We start from the raw sequence: 24,508 nt of genomic DNA, 5'->3' as shown, positions 1-24,508 counted from the left end.
ATTGTTCGAATCAATGTGGGAAGGGCTCGAAAGTCGCGAAGAAGAGAAGTGGAAAATTGCAGCGTATCGCTAACTTCCCTGTCGGAAGGCGGAAATCCGCAAGGCAGGTTTGAAAACCCTGGCGTGAGCTCTGCCCTGACCCGGCTCCTGCTTCACAAATCCCCGTTCATCCGTGGTTAAACCCCTTCTAAAATCCCCTTCCGTTTGTTTGCGGCTCCACGCGCTGTGTGCTTCATGGCAGTTCGTTTTCCTCCGCGCTTCCAAGTGAGCGAAGGATTGCCTCTGGGATTGCGAACGGCGCCGGCCTTTTGCAAAGGGCGCCGTCTGGGTGGATCCCACAATCTGGATCCTGTAGATGCTCCGATCGCGGCGCGTAAAACTGACCTTCGTGCGGGGATCCCTGCGCGGCCTTTCCCCAACACGTTTTGCCTGCCACCTATTGCGGTCGTTGTCATGTTGCGCGCGAGTTTCAGGCGGGAGTGGCCAACACAAACTTCTCCAGGGCGGACGGCAGCACGGATTGCTCACTGGACGGAAACCAGCCCTGGACCGGCGTTGCTTCTTTTTCGGGCTGCCGATAGAGTCACCGCGTGAAAAAAGCGCAGGCGTCGGAGGTCCATCCCCGAGACTTAAACCCGTGGATATCATCTGTCATCATCACTTTGTTGATATGCACGGCGTCAGTGACAAGTGCCATCTCGCAGGACCATAGCGAACGTCCAGGACCGTCCAGCCGTCGAACGCCGATCGCCATCACCGAGGTCATGTATAAACCCGCCGATCGCACGGATGGGCGGAATCTGGAGTTCGTCGAACTCTACAATTCAAATCCCTGGCCCGAGGACATTGGCCGTTATCGAATCGAGGGGCAGGTTCAATATGCATTTCCAACGGGAACAAAAATCCCTGCGCAGGGTTACATCATCGTGGCTGCTGTTCCGGCCGACGTGCAAGCCGTGCATGGATTGGGCGGGGTATTTGGTCCTTACACGAACACACTAAAAACCAGCGGCGAACTCCGATTGCATGACGAGCAGAATTCCGTTCTGCTGCGGTTTGCATACGATGATTCGGGCCCCTGGCCAATGGGTGCCGACGGCTCCGGCCATTCGATCGTGCTGGCGCGTGCGTCTTACGGCGAAGCAAATCCCCGTGCATGGCAACGGAGTTTTCGTGCGGAGGGCTCGCCAGGTTCCGCGGAAGCCACCAACCCGTCGCCGCTGCGCAACGTTGTCCTGAACGAAGTGCTGGCCCATACGGATCTTCCGCAGGTGGATGGCCTGGAGCTTTACAACCACGGCAATTCCGCGGCGAATCTCGGCGGATGCACACTCAGCGACCATCCCGCCAACAACAAGTTTGTCATTCCTGCTGGAACCATCATCCCCGCCCGCGGCTTTCTCAGCTTCACCGAGCGACAGCTTGGATTCGCGCTGAATGCAGCGGGCGAAATGATTTACTTCAAGGATGCGGGCGGCACAAACATCGTCGATGCCTTGAAGTTTGGGCCGCAGGAAAATGGAATTTCACTTGGCCGCTATCCAAACGGCGCCGATTGGTATCGACTCGCCGCCACCTCCTTTGGCGCGAGCAACAGCCCACCCCTCGTGAGTTCCGTTGGCTTCAATGAGATCATGTATCATCCCATTTCGGGGAACGACGATGACCAGTTCATCGAGTTGTTCAACCAGGGAACGAACACCGTTGACCTTGCTGGGTGGAAACTCGGCGGCGGAGTCAGCTTCACCTTTTCGCCCGGACAGGAGCTTGCGCCTGGGGGTTACCTCGTCGTTGCCAGAAACGCCGCGCGTTTGATTGCCAATTATCCAGAACTCCATTCAGGGAACACGGTGGGTAATTTCAATGGCCGGCTTTCCGGTTCCGGCGAACGCATCACGCTCAGCCAGCCTGATCTGCTAATCGATGGACAAGCGCCTGGCCAGGCTACGACCAACCACATCGATATCGTCGTCGATGACGTGACTTACGGGACGGGCGGGCGCTGGGGGCGGTGGTCGGACGGTGGCGGAAGCAGCCTGGAATTGATTGATGCGCGCGCGGACAAGCGTCTCGCTTCGAGCTGGGCCGACAGCGATGAAACCATGAAAGCGCCCTGGACGAGTATTCAAACCACGGCGCGCCCCGAAAGCGGCGCTGGCGGTTCGATCCAGATCGGGTTGCTGGATCCGGGCGAATGTCTTTTTGACAATGTGGAAGTACTCGCGAACATCGGCGGCAACGTCGCTGCCAATTCGGGATTTGAAAACGGAATGTCGTCCCTGAGCTTCGTGGGCAGCCATTCCCGTTCAATCCTGGCAACGAATGCGGGGTTTCCAGATGGAGGCGTCGCGCTGCACGTGCGGACGGGAGACGGATTGATGGTTGGACCCAACAGCGTGCAGATGAACCTCAACAACGGGACGTTTTCTCCGCAGCAAAACACAACGATCCGTTTCAAAGCTCGCTGGCTGCGGGGATGTCCGGAAGCCATTGTGCGTTTCACAGGCTGCCAGCTTGAAGCCACTGGACGCCTGACGATTCCTTCTAATCTCGGCACGCCCGGATCGCCCAACAGCCAGCTTCGCACCAATGCAGGACCCGCGATCTACAACGTGCGGCACGATCCCGCTGTTCCTGTCGCCTTCCAGTCTGTTGTCGTCAGCGCCAGAGTTTCGGATCCAGACGGGTTGAATTCATTAACATTGGCTTACCGCGTTGACCCTGCAATTTCGGAGTCGAACGTTGTCATGAACGATTCCGGCTGGAATGGAGACAAGGTTGCGGGGGATGGCGTTTTCAGCGGCACAATCCCCGGACGTTCCGCTGGGGCGATTGCCTTTGTCCTTCACGGCGCAGACACGGCGGGAGCCACCAGCCGTTTCCCGGAGCTCGTTGCGGACAACGCACCGGTTCGCGAATGCGTCATCTTCTATGGCGAGCCGGATCCAACCAACGGGTTTGGAACGTATCACCTCTGGCTCACGCAAACGAACGTCACGCGATGGGTCCGATTGCCTGTCATGAGCAACGAGGACATCGATGGCACAATCGTTTACAACAACCGCATCATCTACAACATGGGCGGGCGATATTCGGGAAGTCCCTGGCATCAAAGCTACAGTTCACCCGCTGGGTTTAATGCCTGCCATTACGTGTGGAGCATGCCGAAGGATGACCTGCTGCTCGGCGCAACTTCGTTCAACAAGATTCATTGGCCGGGCAACGACATTCAACAGGACAACATCACCAGCAACAACAACGACGCAACGCTGCAACGCGAGCAGGCCGCTTATTACCTGATGCGCAGGCTCGGACTGCCGTGGAGTTATCGGCGCTTCGTCGCGGTGTATGTGAACGGCACCCGCCGCGGCAAGCTGATGGAGGACGCGCTCCGGCCAACCGGAGGCCTCGTGAAGGATCAATATCTTCCCGATCACACGGGTGTTCAGCTGATAAAACTTCAACGCTGGTATGCCGGGCAAACAACCAGTCTCATTTCAGAAGCCCGGATGAGCCGTTACACATTTCCCGATGGTTCCTATCGAGTTGCACGATACCGGCCCAACTGGAGCATCAAGGAAACCCAAACGTCGCTCAGCGATTATACAAACGTTTTTCGGCTGATCGAAGCCGCGGGCGCCTACAACGATTTAAATTACGAAGCCATTCTCGAGAACGTGGTGGACGTGGAAAACTGGATGCGAATGCTGGCGGCGAACAACACTGTCGGCAACTGGGATGCGTTTGGCGCAGGCAGCGGCCAGAACGTGGATGCATGGGTGAGTGCCGAAAGCAAGTGGACGCTGTCGACCATCGACCTGAGCATCTGCCTCGATAACTCCCTCGCGTACGGCGGGTTGTTCCAAACAAGCGAAACGCCCTGGTCGCGCATGCTGGGCACGCCGAAATATCTCCGAATGTATTTGCGGGCGCTCAAGGAACTCGCCCACGGTCCAATGAACCCGGCCGAGATTCAGCCAATCCTGGATGCGAAGCACTCCGCATTTCTTGCTGCCGGCATCGCTGCGGGTTCGCCGTCCTCCACGAAATCGTCAATCGCGAATCGCCGCAGCAATATCCTGATGCTACTGACGCCGTTTGATCCGCTCACGTTCCAGGTTAGCGGAACACGATTCATCGCAGCAAACGATGCGGTCGTCATCCAGGGCACGGCACCACTGGAATTGGAGAGCGTTCGCATCAATGGCGTCGACTACAAGCCCCGCTGGACCAGCACGACAAACTGGAGCCTCGCCCTGCCCGCGCCGGCCGGAACAAATGCATGGAGCATCGAAGCAAGGGATCGCGCCGGAAATGCCATGGCAGGCGCCATCGGCGTGACCGTGCAAAACTCGCATACGCCCGAGCCGACGATCGGAAATGTTGTATTCAACGAAATCCTTTTCAACACAGCGGCTCCCGAAGCCGAATACATAGAACTGTTCAATCGCGCCGCGACAGCGTTCGACCTCTCAGGCTGGACGGTGAATGGCATTGGCTACACCTTCCCGCAAGGATCGATCATTGCGCCCGGCCAATATCTGGTTCTCGCAAGGAGTGGCATCGCCTTTGCCGCGCACCATGGCGCATTGATTCCCGTTTTCGGAACATTCGAGGGTTCGCTCCAGGCCGACGGCGAAATCCTTTCGCTGATTCAACCGGGCCTGACGGCCGAAGCCGACGTCGTCGTGGATCGCGTGCGCTATGAATCGACCCCGCCGTGGCCGCTCACGCCATCTGAAACTTCCCTGCAGCTCATCAGTTCGCAGTTCGACAACAGCCGTGTTGGCAACTGGGCGGTGGGCGCCGGCAGTGGCGTCAGAACGCCCGGACGGGCCAATTCTGTGTCGGGCCTGTTCTCTGAGTTCCCAAACATTTGGCTTAACGAAATCCAGGCTGAGAATGTCACGGGGCCGATGGATAATTTCGGCGAACGCGAACCGTGGGTGGAACTTTACAACCCAGGATCCAACAGCGTTCCGCTGGCTGGATTGTATCTGGGGAGGAATTACAGCACTCCGGCCGAATGGCCGTTCCCAGCCGGTTCAAGCGTGGCACCCGGACAATTCCTGCAGGTCTGGCTGGACGGAGAAACTGGCGAAGAAAGCGGCGGCCACTTGCACGCGTCGTTCCGACCGGAAACCGGGTCCATCGCTCTCTCCCGGATGGTAAATGGACAACCTCAGGTCATCGATTACCTCACGTTCAAAACCCTTCCGGCGAACCAATCGTACGGCAATGTCCCCGACGCGCAGCCGTTCCACCGCACCGCGATGTTCCATGCGACACCCGGGGCGACGAATAATCCTGCCCTCGCCCCAATCAGCGTTAGAATCAACGAGTGGATGGCAGAGAATGACGGAGGCTTTCTTAACCCAGCCAACAACAAATACGAGGACTGGTTCGAACTGCATAATCCATCCGAAGCTGTTGCAGATCTCGCTGGCTACTACGTTTCGGATTCACTTGCGAATCCGTTCAAGTTTCGAATCCCAGCAGGATTCCAGGTTCCGGCTGGCGGGTTCCTGCTCGTCTGGGCGGATGAACTCACGGCAGCGAACACCAATCAATCCAGCCTGCACGTGTCATTCAAATTGTCCAAGGACGGCGAAGCGCTCGGCTTGTTCACCCCTGACGGGGTTCCGATCGACGCCGTGACGTTTGGCGCACAATCCGCGAATGTCAGTGAAGCGCGTCTTCCCGATTCCGGTTTGCTGCGATTGCTCACGCCATCGCCAACGCCCGGCGCGTCCAACATTCCCCCACCTGCGAGCGGAACGCTTTCCATCACCGAACTGATTGCCCATTCCGACCAAACGCTTGCCGTAACATTTCATGCGTCGCCGGGTCATCGCTACAGGGTCGAATACAAAAACGACCTGGCCGATTCCGAGTGGCAGCAACTGGGAACGGATCAGGTTGCTTCGGGCGCTTCGCTTTCGTTCAACGATATCGCGGGAGACAGCCAGAGATTCTATCGCATCGTGCGGCTCTCACCGTAGCCGTTCCCATCGCAGATGTGAAACGCGTCGGGCAAGGAGAACACAACCGGAAATTACACGGTTCGTTCTGCGCCCCTGCATGCTGACGGCCAAGCGCGCCATCCCTACCTTCCTGGCGCATCGACGGTGGACTGGGAAGTGAGCGCCGCGTCATCATTACGAGCGGGAGCATCGACCTCGGCGCGAAATCGCGGCAAAGCGGTGGGATGATGCTGCTGGATGTACTCGACGAGCTTCTCCCTGATTTCACATCGAAGATTCCACGCGCTGCCCGAATCCCGCGCAGTCGCCAGCACCCGGAGCTGGACAGCGCGCTCCGTGGAATCCGTCACCTGCAAATTCCAGAATCGTTTGTCCCAGTCGGCGCAACTCTCCACGATCGACTTGATCGCGGGACGCAGTTCCGCGATGGGAACGCTGTAGTCCGTCCAGACGAAAACCGATCCCAGCAACGCAGCCGATACACGGGTCCAGTTCTGGAAGGGCTTTTCGATGAAGTAACTCAACGGCGCAATCAGGCGGCGATCGTCCCAGATCTTGATGACCACATACGTGAGCGTGATTTCCTCCACGCGACCCCATTCGTTTTCCACGATCACGACGTCGTCGAGCCGGATCGGCTGCGTCATGGCCAGTTGAAAGCCGGCGAACAGATTCGCAATGGTTTTCTGCGCCGCGAATCCGACGATGATTCCGAACACGCCGGCGGAGGCGAGAATGCTGGTTCCGAACCGTCGCACCTCCTCGAACAGCATGAGCCCGGACGCGATTGAGAAGATGGCAATCACCACGTAAAGGGCTTTTCCCAAGACCTTGACCTGCGTGTAGACCTTCCGCGCCTCAAGGTTGTCCGCCACCGTGATGTCGTAGCGCGTGAGCAACACCTTTTCGCCCGTCTTCACGAGCTGGATGAGGATCCATGACACGACGCCAACAATCAGCAGGCCGCTGAGTTTCCCAATGAGTTCATTGTAGTCGGGCGGCAAATCGAGCAGCGGGACCGTCACAATCACTGCGACTGCGGGCGCGACGACTCGCAGCGCGCGGGCTCCGAGTGGGACGAGAAGGTCATCGATGTTGGTCTTCGACAACGCGCTCCATTGCAGGAGGCGTTTTTCCGCAACACGCGTCGCGCGAATGAACAGCCAGAACAGGGCGATCACCATGCCCGCGTCGAAGCACCAGTTCCAGGCATTCATCCCCGCAGACGTTTCGTCCTGCGTCTCTGCGCGTTGCAGCAGTGGAACCACAGCCATGTAAATTCCAGCCACCCAGATCGCGAGGTACAGCGGCCCGGCGAAGGACTGAAGAAGATCGTGCTGCCAGGTTGCCTGAGAACTTTCCCGCGACCGCCGCCATCGAAGCCATCCCGCGGCGATCGCATGGATCGTGAGGAGCAACAGCACCACGAGACAGGAGATGCCGGCGTCCACCCAAGTTATCGCGCCGGCAATCGGCTGGTGCACGCCGCTGCCGAATATTTTTTCCAATAAACGCGCGAGCGGTTCCCGCACCGCACCCGCCAAATCATAGATCGTGTCTCTTCCCATTCTTATTCTCAATTCTTAGGAGCCCGAGAGGCAGAGACTGTGCCAAGAGGCAAGGAATCGGAAACTACGGGAAGATTCCCCGGTGAAGACTGCGGCCGGCTAGCAGAATGGCTTAACGAGTGGAACAAATCATTCCACTCGTGGTTCGCGCGGTATCTACGAGAGCGGGACGACTATCGCGGGATGAAATCGCCCCAGGCGATTTTTCTCATGTCTCCCGCCTTCGCAAATGTTTGGTGAAGCCCGAAAGCCGCACTGAGCGTTTGAGGTGAGTGCACTGAACCTGCCATCTTCACGTAGTCGCGCAGGAGCCCCCGATAATCGGGATGCGCGCAGTTCTGAATGATTGTCTCCGCCCGTTGCATCGGGCTTTTTCCGCGCAGGTCGGCAACGCCCTGTTCGGTAATGATGATCTGCACTGAATGTTCACTGTGGTCCAGGTGGCTCACCAGCGGGACAATCGTGCTGATCTTTCCATCCTTCGCAGTGGAGGGACACGTGAAGATCGAGAGAAATGCATTGCGCGCGAAGTCGCCCGACCCGCCGATGCCATTCATCATGCTGCGGCCAAGAACGTGCGTGCTGTTCACGTTGCCCGCGATGTCCACCTCGATCGCTGTGTTCACTGAAATAATTCCGAGGCGGCGGACGATCTCGGGGCTGTTGCTGATTTCCTGCGGGCGCAGCAGCATCCTAGGACGGAAGAAATCGAGGTTCGCGTAAATCTCTTTCAAGGTCGGATTGGTCACCGTGAGCGAACAGCCGCTTACAAAACGGATCTTCCCCTGCTTCATCAGGTTCACCACGGAATCCTGGATCACCTCGGTGTACATTTCGAAAACCGGAATGTCGGCGTTTTCGCCCATGGCTTTCAACACCGCGTTGGCCGTGTCGCCGACACCCGACTGCACTGGGAGAAATGACTTGGGAATCAATCCGCGGCGCGATTCCGCTGCAAGAAACTCCGCCACGTTGCGGCCTATCTTCGCTGTTGTTTCTCCAATCTCGCTGAACGAACCCGATTCATCGGCTGCATCCGTTTGCACGATCCCGACAATTTTCTTCGGGTTGACCTTCACGACCGGCGCGCCGATGCGATCCGACGGACGAAAGATCGGTATAGGGTTTCGATAGGGCGGATCTTCGGGCTCGAAGACGTCGTGGAATCCGCGCAACGATGCGGGGTGAAACGCATTGAGCTCGATGATGATCTTCTCAGCAACGCGGCAGTAGGTCGGCGCTGCGCCAACCGAAGAGGTGAGTGTGATCTCACCGTGCTCGGAAACGTCCGCCGCTTCAATCACAGCAAAATGCACGGGCCCAAGGAATCCATAACGCACGTTCTGCGGCGCCATGGACAGGTGCATGTCAAAGAACTGCGTCTTGCCTTCGTTGATGCTCTTGCGGAGGGTCGGATCGGATTGATACGGCATGCGGAACTTGACGGCTTCCGCATCGGCAAGCGAGCCGTCAAGCGACCGGCCTGTCGACGCTCCCGTCATCACGCCAACCTGAAACGGTTTGCCCTCGGCGTGCAGTAGCTTCGCACGGGCGCCGATGGCCTTGGGAATTTCCTTCGCAGCGCCCGCGGGAGTGAATCCGCTGAAGGCAACCGTTTGATCGTGCTGGATGAAATCCGCGGCTTCAGCGGCGGTAACTTTTGGATACGAGTTCATGATGAAATTTCCCGAAGCGACCGCACCTGGTGCGGCGCAAATGAATGAATGTGACGCGAGGCATCGGAGAACAGCAAACGCCCGCATTCATCCACGCCGCAGAATGAGCCCGTTACCTCGACGCCATCCAGGTCAAGCTTCACGGGCCGCGACCGATCCCAGAGCGCATTGATGCGCGGACACAATTCAGTGAGGCGGCTCTTTTGCAGCGGTTGAACAACCTCGCGAATGGATTGCAGCAGCGCCTCCGTGAGCGTGGAGAGGGAGGGACAAGGGTCGATCAAATCCGCAAGGCGGGCAGCCGTGGACGCAAGCGTCGTCTCAATAACGGCGGGCTGGTTCCTCACGTTCACTCCCAGTCCGACGACCGCCGTTCCGGGTTGAAAGGTGTCGATGAGAAGGCCGGCGAGCTTTTGTTCGCCGATCATCACGTCATTGGGCCAGCGCAGGCGCGCGTGCTTCACGCCGAGCCCACGGAGCGTCTCAATTGCCGCCAGCCCTGCGGCCAGCGGAAGTAATTCACGCGAATGAGGATTCGGCGCGGGGACAACCGCTGACAGCCAGAGGCCACCCTCGTTTGAAACCCAGGAACGCTGAAAGCGGCCGCGTCCTGCGGTTTGCGTTTCGGCGCGCACAGCGGTCCACGGTGGCAGTGTGGCTGCGACGAGGTTGGTTGAATCAACCTGCTCGAATTCCAGCACCGTCCATCCGGCCACGGCAGATTTCCGGCCGGCATCGAATCTGGCAGAGCTGAGATTCATCGGCTTATCCGATGGTGACCAGGCCCTGGCCCTCTTCCACGACCGCGCCGACCTCTGTCTTCACGGCAGTGACCTTTCCACTCTTCGGCGCGAATACGAACGTGTTCATCTTCATCGCTTCCAGCGTCAGCAGGTGTTCGCCCTCTTTGATTTCCTGGCCGGCTTGAACCACGACTGCAGTGACACGGCCTGAGAGCGGGCTGGGAACGTCGCCTGGCGCGGACGCTTCGACCGGCTTCGACGCAGCAACGGGTGCGGGAGCGGGAGTTGGGGCAGGAGGCGGAGTGGGCGAAGATGCGGATGGCGGCGGTGTTGATGGTGCAGGAGCCGCGGTGGCTGCTGACGATTCCTCCGGCACCTCGACTGTCACGTCGTAAGCGGTGCCATCTACAGTTACACGAAGTCTTTTGATCATGTGAAATTGCGGGTTAACGGACGCGATGGGACATGAAAATCTGGGTGCGGCCTTCCACTGCCCAAACGTTGAGGTGCGGAACGACAGGCACAGAAACCTGTTGAACGGAAACCAATCGATACGGCCGGTCTAGCGCAACCGAAACGGCTGCGGCGATCACCGCGGCTATCTCCGAGGTGACGGCGGTCGAAACCTTCTGCGCTCCGAGCGGCACATGAATGCCACCGCCGTGCGTGTGCCGCGCCTGCTCGACAAGCTCAGCAGCGTGGCGGAGAGCCGCCTGCACCTCCGCGTGGCGGGAACTGTCGTCCAACCTCGACGCAGCGCGATGCAACAGCACCAGCGCCCTGCCCAGGCTGGCTTCAGCCGCACCCAGGCCCTCATTTGGATTTCTTGAATCGCTCATGGCTCAACGGAGTTGATGCTTACAGCGGGATCGTTCCGTGTTTTTTCGGCGGACGCGTTTCGCGCTTGCTCAGGACATTTCGCAATGCCAGCCCGACTGTGGCGCGCGTTTCGGCCGGACTGATGACGTCGGTGATCATCGCCTTCTTCGCAGCTTCGTACGGCGAGCAAAAATGGTCGCGATACTCCGCAACCAGTTTGGCCTCCTCCTTCTTGGGATCGGCAGCCGCGGCAATTTCGCGCTTGTATAGAATCTTCACCGCGCCTTCTGCGCCCATGACCGCGATCTCGGCCGTGGGCCATGCATAGACTGCGTCGGCCCCCATGTCGGAACTGCACATTGCGAGGTAAGCACCGCCATACGCCTTGCGCAGGATCACCGTGATCTTTGGAACTGTTGCCGAAGCATAGGCGAACAACATCTTCGCGCCATGCCGGATGATCCCGCCGCGTTCCTGCTGCACGCCCGGCAAAAATCCGGGAACGTCGACGAGCGTCACAATGGGAATATTGAACACGTTGCAGAAACGGATAAACCGCGCCGTCTTGTCCGAAGCGTCGATGTCGAGCGTGCCTGCCTTGACAGCGGACTGGTTAGCAATGATGCCCACAACGATCCCCTGGATGCGCGCGAAACAGATCACAACGTTCTTCGCAAACTCCTTCATCACTTCCAGGTAATCGCCGCCATCCACGAGCCGCGCGATGACCTTGGTGACGTCGAGCGGATCCTTCATGTTCTCGGGGATGAGCTTGTTCATCTCGGGATCCGGCGTCAGGTCGATCTTGGGCGTCGGCGCATGCGGCGGGTCCATGATGTTGTTTGACGGCAGATACGAGAGCAGCTTCTTCGCAATGCGCACAGCATCGGCGTCGTTCTCGGCGATGAAATGAACATTGCCGCTGACGCTCGCGTTGGCCATGGCGCTGCCGATTTCCTCCATCGTGCATTTCTGTCCTGTGACCGCCTGGATCACTTCGGGTCCGCAGATGAACATGTTGGCGGAGCCCTTGACCATGATGATGAAATCCATCAGCGCCGGGGAATAGGCGGCGCCGCCCGCGCAAGGTCCGGCTATGATCGCGATCTGGGGCACAACGCCCGACACGAGGACGTTGCGAAAAAAGACCTGCCCGTAGCCCGAGAGGGAATCGTCACCTTCCTGGATGCGCGCGCCGCCTGAATCGTTGAAGCCAATAATGGGGCAGCCTGCCTTCAGCGCGTATTCCATGATGTCGCAAATCTTCTTGGAATGAATACGGCCGAGCGATCCGCCACTGATTGTGAAATCCTGGCTGAACGCTGCCACGGCGCGTCCATCGACCAATCCAGTTCCCGTGACAACGCCGTCCCCCGGCATCGTTTTGTTCTCAAGGCCGAAGTTGTGGCAATCGTGGTCGGCGTGCATTCCCCATTCCTGGAATGTGCCGGATTGGTAGAGAGCGTCGAGGCGATCGCGCGCCGTCATGAGACCTTTCGCGCGCCGTGCCTTGAGCTTGTCCTCCCCGCCGCCAGCGCGGGCGGCCGCGCGTTTTTTCTCCAGTTCTTCCAACAGTGCTTTGCTAATGGCCATAAAGTTTTCGGGTTAATGTTTGCAACCGCAGGTGTCGTCGCCTCCCTTGGGCATGCAGAATTCCGTGAGCACGCCGAAGGTGGACTTTGGATGGAGAAACGCGACGAGCTTGCCCGCTGCGCCGTCAAAAGGTTCCTCATTGATCAAGCGCACGCCTGCGCCTGCAGCCTGCTGCAGCTGCGCCTGTACGTCATCCACGCCAAAGGCAATGTGGTGAATGCCGCCCGCAGGATTCTTCTCCAGGAACTTGGCGATCGGGCTTTCCGGATCCGTCGGTTCAAGCAACTCCAGGTGAACTTCGCCGCAGTTGAAAAACGCGGTGCGCACGCGCTGTGACGCGACTTCCTCGCGATGCTCGCATTTCAGCCCCAAGGCTTTCTCGTAATACGGAACCGCTTCATCGAGTGACTTAACCGCGATGCCGAGATGGTCGATTTTCTTGATCATAAATTTTGTCGATGAACGTTCATCAAATCCGCTGCGGCACGCACCGCCGTGGTCTCACCACGGATCAAAGCCTGCCGCACTTCCGGGAGCCGCGCACTGACGCGCGGGTCTTCGTAAAATCGCCGCTTGAGCTCGTCCTCGATCAGCGACTCAAGCCACGAAAACGATTGATCCTGCCGCCGGCGGGCAATGACGCCCTTGGGCTCCAACTCTGCGTAGAAGCGTTCTACGGCCTGCCAAAGCTCTGGAACGCCGTCGCCCGTCAGCCCCGCGCACAATGCGACGTCCGTCTTCCAGCCTGGCGTCGCCGATTGCAGGTAATGCAGCGCCGCGCTCTGATCCTGCCGCGCGAGTTCGGCTTTCAAGCGGTTGTCGCCATCGGCCTTGTTGATCGCCACGAGGTCCGCCATTTCAACAATCCCCTTCTTGATGCCTTGCAATTCGTCCCCTGCTCCGGGCAGCAGCAGCAGCAGAAAAAAATCGACCATGGAGCGGAGCGCGATCTCGGTCTGCCCAACGCCGACGCTTTCCACAAGGATCGAATCGTAGCCCGCTGCCTCGCACAGCAGCATCGTCTCGCGCGTGCGCCGCGCAACGCCCCCGAGGCTGTGTCCCGTGGGCGAAGGACGAATGAATGCGGCAGGCAACTGGCACAGCTTTTCCATCCGCGTCTTGTCACCGAGGATGCTTCCGCCGGAACGCGAGCTCGTCGGATCTATCGTCAAAACTGCGATTCGCTGCCCCCGTTCCACGAGGTGCGTTCCCAGGGATTCGATGAACGTGCTTTTGCCAACCCCCGGAACTCCCGTGATTCCCACGCGCCTGGCTTTCCCTGTGTGCGGCATCACGCGCTGCAACACCTCCTGCGCCAAGGCCTCGTGCAGGCGCGACGTGCTTTCAACGAGCGTGATTGCACGCGCGAGGATTGCGCGATCACGATTGAGAATGCCCGAAACGTAATCCTCCACCGTCATCTGGCGCGGACGCCTGGGAGTCATTGGGACGGAACGCTCTTCGCTCATTCGCCTGCTCCTCCCGCGTAAACCCACGCGACTGCATCGGCGCGGCTTAACCGGCGTTCGCCCGACTGACTCTCCATGTTCCGCGATGTTCCCATGCCGCTTCATTTACCCCAATGTCTGGTTCAACTGCGTCAGAATCTCCTTCGCCGCGTCTGGAATAAACGTGCCCGGCCCGAAGACAGCAGCCGCTCCATTGGCCCTCAGGAAGTCATAGTCCTGCGGAGGAATGACACCGCCCACGACGATCATGATGTCGTCGCGACCCACCTTCACGAGTTCTTCGCGCAATTGAACCAGCAGGGTCTTGTGTCCGCCAGCTAGGGAGCTAATCCCAACAACGTGCACATCGTTCTCTGCCGCCATGCGCGCCGCTTCCTCGGGTTGTTGGAACAGCGGTCCGATATCCACGTCAAATCCGAGGTCTGCATAAGCCGTTGCCACGACTTTCGCGCCGCGATCGTGTCCGTCCTGGCCCATCTTGGCGATGAGCACACGCGGGCGGCGTCCCTGTTTCTCGGCAAACTGGTCGGTTAACTGGCGCACCTGCTGAATTTGCGGGTCGCTTCCGAATTCGGCTTGATAAACTCCACTCACGGATCGAATGACGGCTTTGTGCCGGCTGAAGTGTTTCTCCAATGCGAACGAAATTTCGCCCAACGTAGCACGAGCGCGCGCGGCTTCCACGGACAACCCGAGCAGATTGCCCCCGCCCGTTTCCGCACAACGCGTCAGGGCATCGAGAGCGGCCTGGACTTTGGCGTTGTCGCGGCTCGCCTTGATCTGATGCAATCGTTTGATCTGCGATTCGCGCACGGCGGAGTTGTCCACTTCCAGCAGGTCGAGATGCTGGGCTTTTTCCAGGCGCAGCGTGTTCACGCCAATGATCTGTTCCTTGCCCGAATCAATGTGCGCCTGGCGCCGCGCCGCCGCTTCCTCGATGCGCAGCTTCGGCAAACCTGTCTCAATCGCCTTGGCCATTCCGCCGAGCGATTCCACTTCCTGAATATGGCCCCACGCGCGGCGCATCAACTCGTCAGTCAACGCCTCGACAAAGAACGACCCGCCCCACGGGTCAATGACACGGCAGATGCCGGTCTCCTCCTGCAGCAACAGCTGCGTGTTGCGCGCGATGCGTGCGGAGAAGTCAGTGGGCAAAGCAATGGCCTCATCGAGGGAGTTCGTATGGAGTGACTGTGTGTGGCCGAGCGCAGCTGCCATGGCTTCAATGCACGTGCGCGCAACGTTATTGAAGGGATCCTGTTCCGTCAGGGACCAGCCCGAAGTTTGCGAATGCGTCCTCAAGGCCATCGACTTGGGATTCTTCGGATTGAACTGGCGGATAAGCTTGGCCCACAGAGCGCGGGCAGCCCGCATCTTCGCCACCTCCATGAAGTAATTTTTTCCCTGCGCCCAGAAGAACGAGAGCCGCGGAGCAAATGCATCAATGTCGATTCCTGACTTGATGCCAGTGCGAACGTATTCCAGGCCGTCCGCGAGCGTGTAAGCCATTTCAAGGTCAGCCGTCGCGCCCGCTTCCTGCATGTGATAGCCCGAAATCGAGATCGAATTGAACTTCGGCATGAACTTCGACGCAAAGCCGAAAATATCAGCGATGATGCGCATCGAAGGCGCAGGCGGATAGATATAGGTGTTCCGCACCATGTATTCCTTAAGGATGTCGTTTTGAATCGTGCCCGAGAGTTGCTCGAGTTTCACCCCCTGTTCCTCCGCCGCCACGATGTAGAACGCCATCACGGGCAGCACCGCGCCGTTCATGGTCATCGAAACGGAAATGCGATCGAGCGGAATGTCCTTGAACAGAAGTTTTACGTCTTCAATTGAATCGATCGCCACTCCTGCCTTGCCAACATCAGCAAACGCGCGCGGGTGATCCGAGTCGTATCCGCGATGCGTTGGCAGGTCGAAAGCAACTGACAAACCCTGCTGGCCTGCTGCGATATTGCGGCGGTAAAACGCATTCGATTCCTCGGCCGTGGAGAATCCTGCGTATTGCCGGACCGTCCAGGGCTTGCTGACATACATTGAACCGTAAGGGCCTCGAACGTACGGCGCGAGGCCGGGCAATGTTTCAAGATGCTCGCAGCGCGCGAGGTCATCGGCATCGTACAACGGCTGAAGATCAATCTGTTCCAGCGTCTTCGTCACCCATTCGTCGAGCGACGCGCCGGTTTCTGCCTCAAAATGCGCGCGCCAGTCGGCGCGGGTTATTGTCGCGGGCGTGCTGTCAAAGGGCACTTGCGTAAAGTCGGGAAACGTTTTCATGCGCGATCAAAAGGGGTTGCCCAAAGTGTGGTGTTCATACAATTCCCAGTTTCTGGTGCAGCTTCGTCAGCACCTCCAGGGCGTCCGCCCTCAGGTGAATGAACTCGTCGACTCCAGATTTCTTGTGCGTTTCGATTTGGTCGGGTGGATAACCCGCCAGCACCACCACAGCATCAGGTTTGCGCGAGCGCAATTCCGCCACGAGCGGCGGCACGAGCGCGGGATAGTTCTCATCCGTCGAACAAATCACAGCGATTCGTCCACTGGATTTGGCAAAAGCGTCAGCGGCTTCCGCAGGTGTTTTGAATCCGCGGGGCGCACTCACGATATACCCGCCGACTGCGAAGAAGCCGCGGGAAAACTCCGCGCGCGCGCGGTATTCCTTTGGCGCGCCCATCGTGCAGAGAAACACAGGCGCGGGTTCCACCTGCCGGTTCATCGCAGCCCGAAGCCGCTCCAGTTGCGCCGAACCGCGGGTGATACATACCGGGATGATTGGCGTTCCTGGCGCGTCTTGAATCCGAATGGCCCGCGTCAATTCGCCGAGAGTTGCGCCAGCCGCGACGGCATCCACGCACACCTCAAACAAATCCACACCCTTCGCGCCCACGACGCGCGAGAGCTGGTTGAGCACTGCGGCATTGGTTTCGTCGTCGAGAGAAGTTCGGTGCGATGTGACCTGCTGGACGCGGCGCTTGTGAAATGGTTCCGCAGAAACAGGCGGGACGGGCAGAGGCTTCTCCGCAGGATTCGCATATTGGTTGACGCCTATGATTGCGTCACGACGCCGGGCAACTGCGTTGAGTTTGTCGGCTGCCGTTGCTGCCACAGACTTTTGCGGAAACCCGGTCTCGAGCGCAGCGCGCATTCCGCCGAGTTTCTCGACTTCCTGGAACAGCGTCCATGCCCGGCGCGCCACTTCGGCAGTCAGCCATTCCACATACCAGGAGCCGCCAGCGGGATCGATCACTTCAGTCAGGTTGCATTCCTTCTGCAGGATCAATTGCGTGTTGCGCGCGATGCGCAGGCTGAAGTCGTCAGGAGGCCGCAACACATCGTCGAACGCGCCGACCTGCAAACTATCGACTCCGCCCAGCACCGCGCTGAAGGACTCCACCGTGCCGCGCAGCAGGTTGTTGTAGGGATCCACGGCCGTCTTGTTCCAAAGCGATGTGCGTCCGTGAATCGAAATGCGCTGGGATGCTTCATTGCCGCCAAGGCTTGAAATGAGGCGTGACCAAAGCATGCGCAGGGCGCGCAGCTTGGAAATCTCCATGAAGAATTGCTCGCCAACGGTGATCGCGAAACGCATGCGAGGCGCGACAAGGTCGGCGTCCAGGCCGCGTTGATTCAACTCGCGGAGATATTCGAGCCCAGTGGCCAGCGTAAACGCGAGTTCCTGTACCGCGCTTCCTCCGGCCTCGTGCCAGGCACGGCTGTGGATGCAAATTGTCTGAAGTTTTGGCGCGCGTTCGGCAGCCCATGCGGTGAGGCACGCCATTTCATTATACGCGCCGTCCATCGATTGCGGCAGCTTGCCCTCGTGCGACAGCACGCCAAGCGGATCCATCTCAATGCATCCGCGCAAGTTTGCTGGCGTTTTCTTCCGCTTGCGTGCGAGCGCAATCAGCACTGCGGCGAATGGCATTGCTGATGCCCCCGACCGGACAAACAACGATGTGGTATCGAGATCCACTCCATCCAGTGCGCGATTCAGGTCGTTCAACGTCGCGATGGAGAGCCCGCCCAAACCGACCTCATGCGGCTGCGCCCAATCGGGGTCCTGGCCGTTGCGGGTTGCGCGATCGAGAACGATGTTCAGCGCGTTCAATCCGCGGGCGAGCGAGTTGCGCGCAGCGTCGTTGAAAGCCGTCGGGCTTGAGACAGCGATTTCTTGCGACACATCCCAGGGTCGCTTCACATAACCACTGGCGCGCGCTCCGCGAACATACGGCGCGAACCCGGGAAAGGAATGGACATGCGGCAGGTTCGCAATGTCCTCGCTGCGATAGAGAGGCTTCACGTGGATTCCCTCGTAAGTGTCGGTGAACATCTTCTTGTCGAAAGGCGCACCCTTCAACTCGGCTTCCACAAGCCGGCGCCACTCCTCCACGCTTGCCTGCGGGAATTCCGCGAGCAACGTTTCCCGCTTCTGTTGATTTTCCGGGGCTGTCATGAGCTCAATGTTCAATCGAGGGTTTCGACGGTTACGCTATGCCGCTGTCCGTTCACCGTGACGAATAATTGGCGTCCCACTGCTCCTGTGGTTCCTGCGGTGGCTGTTGACGCTAATGGTGGGGCGGCTTTTCCAACAGGCGCCGGCGCGGGCGCAGCCGGAGTGGCCGTCGCTGCGGCTGCCGCTTTGGGCTTATGCAGATCCTGCACCTGCTGCGGAAACATCGCAAACAACACCACCGTCTCGTCGTCAGTTGGCAGTCCCTTCTCACCGCATTGTTTTCGATAACCTTCCATGCCTGGTTGCAGCAGATCGGCGGGCCTTTCGGTCGTGGGCTTCTTGCCCGTTTGCTTCTCTACCTGCGCCAGGACGCCGGGATCGATCGGCCCTGGAGTGCGGCCATATTTGCCCAGCGCAATGTCCTGCGCAGGCTGGCAGATCATTTTCCAACGCCCAAACTTGACGTTCATCATCGCCTGCGTTCCCACGATCTGCGATGTCGGCGTGACCAGCGGAATCCAGCCCAGTGCCGCGCGCACCACGGGAATTTCCTTTACGACCTGGTCAAACTTGTCGGCCATTCCCTGTTCCTTCAACTGTGTTCGGAAATTCGAAAGCATCCCGCCAGGCACCTGATAAATGAGGATGTCGCTGTCGACGCGTTCGTTGGCCGGGCTCGTGAATTTCTCGAGCTGCTTGTAGACGCCTTCGAAATAGGTGCGGAGTTTTGCGAGTTTTTCGGTGTCGAAACTGGGGCAGCGCGGATGTCCTTCCAGCAATGCCAGCATGCGCTGCGTGTCGGGTTGTGACGTGCCATTGGCGAACGGCGTAATCGAGACCTCCACACAATCCACTCCGGCATCAATCGCAGCGAGGTAACTGGCCGCGCCAAGGCCCGCCGTGTCGTGCGTATGCAATGCGATTGGAATTCCCACCTCGCCCTTGAGTTCCTGCACGAGCTTGAACGCGATTTGCGGCTGGAGGATCCCTGACATGTCCTTGATCCCAATGGAATCGCAACCCATCTTCTCAAGCTCGACACCCATCTTCACAAAGTTCTCCACCGTATGCACAGGACTGATCGTGTAACACAGTTCGCCGCGGGCGTGCTTGCCGAATTTCTTTGTGGCCCTGATCGCGGTTTGAAGATTCCGCACATCGTTGAGCGCGTCGAAGATGCGCAGGATGTCCTGCCCGTTCTCGCAGGTGAGACGGACGAATGTCTCGACAACGTCGTCGGGAAAACTGGCGTATTGAACAATGTTTTGCCCGCGCAGAAGCATCAATTGCGGTGTCCTGGGAGCCAGCTTCTTCAGGGTTCGAAGGCGATCAAACGGGTTCTCGTTCAGGAACCGAAGGCAGGAATCGATCGTTGCTCCGCCCCAAGTCTCCAACCCGGCAAAGCCCATTTCATCGAGGATGGGCGCGGGTTCGAGCATTTGGGAAGTCGCCATGCGTGTGGCAGCCATGGACTGGTGGCCATCGCGCAGAACGGTGTTATTGAACAATACTTTCTTTGCTTTCATGAATTTCGTTCCTGTTGCTTTGCTAAATTTCAATCGGCGATTGCGTCTGCGTGGGCCTGTCGCATTCGGTGGAGCAATACCGCCAATCCTTCCGCAATGTCCTCCTTTTGCACGACCACGTGCGGCGGGACGTTCAACTTGACTGGTGCAAAATTCCAAATGCCGCGAATGCCGCACTCCACCATCTGATCCGCCACTTCCTGGGCGGACTCCGCAGGCGTGGTGAGCAGGCCCAGCGCGATATTCCGATGCGCGGCAAAGGACGCCATCGTGTCCATCGCGCCAATCTTAACGCCGTGAACCACGCGCCCCGTTTTGCGGCTGTCGCGATCAAAAGCCCCCACCACCTTCAGCCGCAATCCGCTGAACCGCCCGTAACCGAGCAGAGCCGTTCCGAGACTCCCGCAGCCCACGAGAACCGCCTCGGTCGGCCGATCCCATCCAAGGAAGCGTTCGATCGCGTGAATCAACTCATCGATCCTGAACCCCAGTTTCGGCCGTCCGACAACCCCGGTGATTGCGAGATCTTTGCGGACGATGACAGGCTCGAGCGAATGAACGCTGGAAAGAACGGTGCCGGATACAAATTCCTGGCCATGCTTTTGCATCTCCCTCAGCAGCTGCAGATACGACGGCAGCCGCTTAAGACAAGCAACGCTCGCTTTTTGCGCACTTTCCACCGGCCCTGAGGCTGTTCTTTTGATCATTGCAGCTATCGCGACTTGGATATCGATACTGGAATATCGTTTCGTAACGAACGATACGTCCCGAGGAAGATGAATCAACTATTTTTATCGTTCAGCCATCCCATTTCAGGAATTCTTATTATTCGGACAAGGGCGCAAGAAGGGCGCAAGAGGAGTGGTGAGCCGTGTGCGCTGCCGATTGTTCGACGACACTTGCACCTGAAACCCCGGGGCGCAAATGAAAACAGCCCGGACGAAAAAAAGAAACAGTGGGGACGTAAGTGGCGTTCCCTTAGAGGAGATGTGGAGAACCTTGGAGGGAATCAACGAACAGGTGAATCCGTGGAACGTTCGACCAAATGAAGAAGATTGCCTTCGGGATCGGCAAAGAATAGAACCCGTCCGCCGCCGCCAGCGGGCCGGATCTCGTCTGTTATCGGAACCCCCGCAGATTCCAGGTGTGTTCGCGCCTCCTCAATCGATTCCACTCGCAAGGCCACATGCCGCCAGCCGTTCAATCGGTTGTTGCCGGTTTCGCGAAGCGACTGGTCGCCCGCATAAATTTCTATCATCATGGCGCCTCCAACGCGCAGGAGGAACATGGGTGGACTCTGATCGTTGGTATAGATGACTTCTGAACGGAGGACCTGCACGTACCAGTCCTTCAATGCCGTGGTGTTTTGTGCGGGAAGGCCGATGTGTTCAATCGCGAAGTTCACGCCCGCAGTTCTAGGCGGATTTCTCCCGCGTTGCACGAAATTTTCGGGCGCAAGGCGATGCGCCTGGGGCGCTTGACCTCTCGTTATGGCTCCAGTAGGTTGCGCACCAGAGAATAAATCTATGCAAAATTTCTTAGTGCCCATGGTGGTCGAGCAAACCGGCCGCGGGGAGCGTGGTTATGATATTTACTCGCGATTGCTCGTGGATCGCATCGTGTTCCTGGGCACCCCCGTCGATGACATGGTCGCCAATCTCATTATTGCACAGCTCTTGTTCCTGCAGATGACCGATCCCAAGAAGGACATTCATCTTTATATTAATTCTCCGGGCGGAAGCGTCACCGCGGGCCTGGCAATTTACGACACCATGCAATTCCTCACCTGCGACGTGAACACCTACTGCATTGGACAGGCTGCGTCGATGGGCGCGGTGCTTCTCTGCGGCGGCACCCATGGCAAGCGTTACGCGCTTCCAAACTCGAACATCATGATTCACCAGGTGCTCGGCGGCGCTGAAGGTCCGGCGAGCGATGTTGAAATCCGTGTCCGTTACATGCTCAAGTTGAAGCAGCGGCTCAACGGAATCATCTCAAAGCACACCGGGAAAGCGATCGATCAGGTCGAGAAGGATTGCGATCGCGACAATTTCATGTCTGCCGAGGAAGCCAAGGCTTACGGCCTCGTGGATGAGGTTGTCCAGTCGCGCAAGGAAATACCGGGCATGGCCGAACGAGCCACTTCACTCATCGACAAAAAGGAATAAGCGTGGCGCGTCCCACCAATATCACCCTGTGCAGCTTCTGCGGGAAATCCCACGCGGAAGTCAAAAAACTGATCGCCGGACCGGGTGTGTACATCTGCGACAACTGCGTCGTCCTCTGCAAGAACGTCCTGGACAAGGAATTCTCCACCCAGGGCCGCAAGACGAGAACGCGGGTCCAGGTGCCCAAACCCGCAGAGATCAAGCGGCAGCTCGACAAGCACATCATTGGTCAGGAACACGCGAAGAAGACCCTTTCGGTTGCCGTTCACAACCATTACAAGCGCATCCTTCAGGAACCAGCCGCAACCACGGAAGGCGACGAAGGAAAGGATTCCACTGCCAGCATGCCTTCGGGCCCGCACGCGGAGATTGAAATTGAGAAGAGCAATATACTCATGATCGGACCCACGGGCTCCGGCAAGACCCTGCTCGCCCGCACGCTTGCAAAGATTCTGGATGTTCCGTTTGCAATTGCAGACGCCACGACGCTCACGGAGGCGGGCTACGTGGGTGAAGACGTTGAAAACATCATCCTGCGCTTGCTTCAAAATGCGGATTACGACGTCAAGCGAGCACAGCGCGGCATCGTTTACATTGACGAAATCGACAAGATCTCGCGCAAGACGGAGAACGTTTCGATTACGCGCGATGTGTCCGGCGAAGGCGTTCAGCAGGCGTTGTTGAAGATCCTTGAAGGCACGGTTTGCAATGTGCCGCCGCAAGGCGGGCGCAAACATCCCCAGCAGGAATACATTCGCGTCAATACAGCCGATATCCTATTCATTTGCGGCGGCGCCTTCGTGGGGCTCGAGCGAATCATACAGCGCCGGCTCGGCAACAATGTCATGGGCTTCCGCGCTGCGGAACAGGGATACAAGACCGCCACCATCAAGCGGCAGGAAATTCTCCAGCACGTCGAACCCGAGGACATGTTGAGCTTCGGGTTTATTCCCGAATTCATCGGGCGCCTCCCGATGGTCACTGTCCTGGGCGAGTTGAACGAGGAACAGCTGGTTTCCATCCTCACCGACACTCGCAACGCGTTGACAAAGCAATACGCAAAGCTGCTCTCGATGGAAGGCGTGGAACTGGAATTCACGCCTGATGCGCTTCGGGAACTCGCAGCAGCAGCCATCAAAAAAGGCACCGGAGCCCGGGCCCTTCGCAGCCTGCTCGAGAGGCTCATGCTCGACATCATGTACGACGTGCCGAGCAGCGACGACATCACGCATGTGAAGATCACGCAAGGCGTGGTCACGGGTGAGTCAAAGCCTCTGCTTCGCAGGAAAGCGGATAAGGCTGCGGCCTAAGTTCCACGACCCGGCTTGGAATCGGCGTTCCGCCACGCGGAGGTCCCACTTTGCATTTCCCTTTCATGGGTGCGACGTATTAAATCGCCGCGCCCATGAAACTCCTTTTTTCCGAGCAGAAGTCCGATTACGAGCATTACCAGTTTCCCTATGCGATCTGGGCACTTCCAGAGGCCGGTGAAACTCCTGCAGACATCTTCGCTTCGGGATTTCTCCCCTCCTCGCGCAACCTGGATCGCTTCTATCTGTGCCGCCAAATCCGCGTCAACCTGGGAAAATTCAAGCCCTCCTCGGAAAATCGGCGCATTCTGCGGAAAGGAAATGACATCGAAGTCAAACTCGTGCCCCGGGAGAAGTACGATTACACACCTGAACGGCGCCAGTTCTTCAAAACCTACGCAGACATCAAGTTCGGCAAGGACGTGATGAGCTTCGAACGGCTCGACTCTCTGTTCGCATCGCCGATCATTTCGCACCTGCTGGTGTTCGTCGACATGAAGACCGCCGCTGAAGTCGGCGTGGCCACGCTGTATGTGGAATCGAAGGAACTCGGCTATTATTACTATGCGTTCTACGACCTGAACTATTACGCGCGCAATCTCGGCATGTTCATGATGACCTCGGCTGTCGAACTGTTTGCCACGCGCGGCTTCAAGCATTTTTATCTCGGCACCTGCTACTCGCAAACCGCCTTGTATAAAACACAATTTACAGGCGCCGAATTCTTCAACGGATTCAAGTGGTCGGATGACCTCGACGAATTGAAGTTCATTTTGAAGCGCGACAAAAAGGAGCTTTACCAGCATCTCCTGGAAGCGGAGGAGTATCGCAACGAGTTCCACAAAGGCGACCTTTCCAGGATTGCTGCCACCAGCGCCTTCACGGTAAAGCTCCCCGCCTCATCACGATCCGCACGGTGACCCTCCCACCGGGCATCGAAGAATTGCGCCGGTAAAACCCTGAATCCCGGCTCGCATGCGACGGGTTTGTTCCAGCCACTCAACGCGAGCCTCTCGCGCCGAAATCCGTTTTCGTCCGGCAAATAGCAAGCCCCACCCGTCCAGAGACTAAGGCTGTCTCCCTCAAAAGACGTGCAAAATTGGGGCGTTTTTGCCCTGAATTGCAGAACTTTCGTTAAGCCACTCCGGATGTCGCCGATAAGTCACAGGTGCAGCGCCTCGTAGAAAAATGCG

Annotated in this window: 17 protein-coding genes; 4 read left to right on the top strand and 13 right to left on the bottom strand. The window is 58.3% G+C overall.

Going from position 1 to position 24,508, the window contains the following annotated elements:
• Positions 1–590 precede the first annotated feature (590 nt).
• Entirely contained in the window at positions 591–6,002 is a 5,412-nt protein-coding gene (locus VEH04_20210) for a lamin tail domain-containing protein (protein ID HYG25098.1), read from the top strand.
• Between the two features lie 104 nt (positions 6,003–6,106).
• On the opposite strand, the gene VEH04_20205 is transcribed toward VEH04_20210, so the two are convergent.
• The 13 genes from VEH04_20205 to VEH04_20145 form a co-directional block, all read right to left on the bottom strand.
• Positions 6,107–7,552 (bottom strand): mechanosensitive ion channel domain-containing protein, encoded by a 1,446-nt coding sequence (locus VEH04_20205; protein HYG25097.1) that lies wholly within the window; start codon positions 7,550–7,552, stop codon positions 6,107–6,109.
• 173 nt (positions 7,553–7,725) lie between these two features.
• On the bottom strand, positions 7,726–9,228 hold the full coding sequence (locus tag VEH04_20200; GenBank protein HYG25096.1) for a succinate CoA transferase: 1,503 nt from the start codon (positions 9,226–9,228) through the stop codon (positions 7,726–7,728).
• The gene (locus tag VEH04_20195; protein HYG25095.1) at positions 9,225–9,989 is read right to left on the bottom strand and encodes a biotin--[acetyl-CoA-carboxylase] ligase; all 765 of its coding nucleotides are present in this window, start codon (positions 9,987–9,989) and stop codon (positions 9,225–9,227) included. Before VEH04_20195 ends, VEH04_20200 begins: the two co-directional genes overlap by 4 nt.
• 4 nt (positions 9,990–9,993) lie before the next feature.
• A complete protein-coding gene (locus VEH04_20190) occupies positions 9,994–10,404 on the bottom strand; it encodes a biotin/lipoyl-containing protein (GenBank protein HYG25094.1) in 411 nt (136 codons plus the stop codon).
• Positions 10,405–10,417: 13 nt separating this feature from the next.
• The gene (locus tag VEH04_20185) at positions 10,418–10,810 is read right to left on the bottom strand and encodes a hypothetical protein (GenBank protein ID HYG25093.1); all 393 of its coding nucleotides are present in this window, start codon (positions 10,808–10,810) and stop codon (positions 10,418–10,420) included.
• Between the two features lie 19 nt (positions 10,811–10,829).
• Entirely contained in the window at positions 10,830–12,383 is a 1,554-nt protein-coding gene (locus VEH04_20180; protein HYG25092.1) for a carboxyl transferase domain-containing protein, read from the bottom strand.
• Between the two features lie 12 nt (positions 12,384–12,395).
• Positions 12,396–12,830, bottom strand: coding sequence for a methylmalonyl-CoA epimerase (mce, locus tag VEH04_20175; protein HYG25091.1), 435 nt, complete (start codon positions 12,828–12,830; stop codon positions 12,396–12,398).
• Entirely contained in the window at positions 12,827–13,852 is a 1,026-nt protein-coding gene (gene meaB, locus VEH04_20170) for a methylmalonyl Co-A mutase-associated GTPase MeaB (GenBank protein ID HYG25090.1), read from the bottom strand. Before meaB ends, mce begins: the two co-directional genes overlap by 4 nt.
• 105 nt (positions 13,853–13,957) lie before the next feature.
• Positions 13,958–16,135 carry a methylmalonyl-CoA mutase gene (scpA, locus tag VEH04_20165; protein HYG25089.1) on the bottom strand — a complete coding sequence of 726 codons (2,178 nt, stop codon included), beginning with the start codon at positions 16,133–16,135 and terminating at the stop codon, positions 13,958–13,960.
• A 34-nt stretch (positions 16,136–16,169) separates the two neighbouring features.
• Positions 16,170–18,311, bottom strand: a complete 2,142-nt coding sequence (locus VEH04_20160) for a methylmalonyl-CoA mutase family protein (protein ID HYG25088.1) — start codon at positions 18,309–18,311, stop codon at positions 16,170–16,172.
• A gap of 11 nt (positions 18,312–18,322) precedes the next feature.
• Positions 18,323–19,837: a pyruvate carboxylase subunit B gene (locus VEH04_20155; protein HYG25087.1), complete on the bottom strand. Its 1,515-nt coding sequence runs from the start codon at positions 19,835–19,837 to the stop codon at positions 18,323–18,325.
• Between the two features lie 29 nt (positions 19,838–19,866).
• Positions 19,867–20,544 (bottom strand): redox-sensing transcriptional repressor Rex, encoded by a 678-nt coding sequence (locus tag VEH04_20150; GenBank protein HYG25086.1) that lies wholly within the window; start codon positions 20,542–20,544, stop codon positions 19,867–19,869.
• A gap of 302 nt (positions 20,545–20,846) precedes the next feature.
• On the bottom strand, positions 20,847–21,242 hold the full coding sequence (locus tag VEH04_20145; GenBank protein HYG25085.1) for a VOC family protein: 396 nt from the start codon (positions 21,240–21,242) through the stop codon (positions 20,847–20,849).
• Between the two features lie 121 nt (positions 21,243–21,363).
• On the opposite strand from VEH04_20145, the gene VEH04_20140 reads away from it, so the two are divergent.
• The 3 genes from VEH04_20140 to VEH04_20130 all read left to right on the top strand — a co-directional run bounded on the left by VEH04_20140 (position 21,364) and on the right by VEH04_20130 (position 24,235).
• Entirely contained in the window at positions 21,364–22,005 is a 642-nt protein-coding gene (locus VEH04_20140) for an ATP-dependent Clp protease proteolytic subunit (protein ID HYG25084.1), read from the top strand.
• Between the two features lie 2 nt (positions 22,006–22,007).
• Positions 22,008–23,315 carry an ATP-dependent Clp protease ATP-binding subunit ClpX gene (clpX, locus tag VEH04_20135; GenBank protein HYG25083.1) on the top strand — a complete coding sequence of 436 codons (1,308 nt, stop codon included), beginning with the start codon at positions 22,008–22,010 and terminating at the stop codon, positions 23,313–23,315.
• A gap of 95 nt (positions 23,316–23,410) precedes the next feature.
• Entirely contained in the window at positions 23,411–24,235 is an 825-nt protein-coding gene (locus tag VEH04_20130; protein ID HYG25082.1) for a hypothetical protein, read from the top strand.
• Positions 24,236–24,508 lie beyond the last annotated feature (273 nt).

It is taken from the genome of Verrucomicrobiia bacterium, assembly GCA_035629175.1.
In the GTDB taxonomy this organism is placed as follows: domain Bacteria; phylum Verrucomicrobiota; class Verrucomicrobiia; order Limisphaerales; family DASXHY01; genus DASXHY01.
This window is presented reverse-complemented; position numbering and strand designations above follow the sequence as displayed.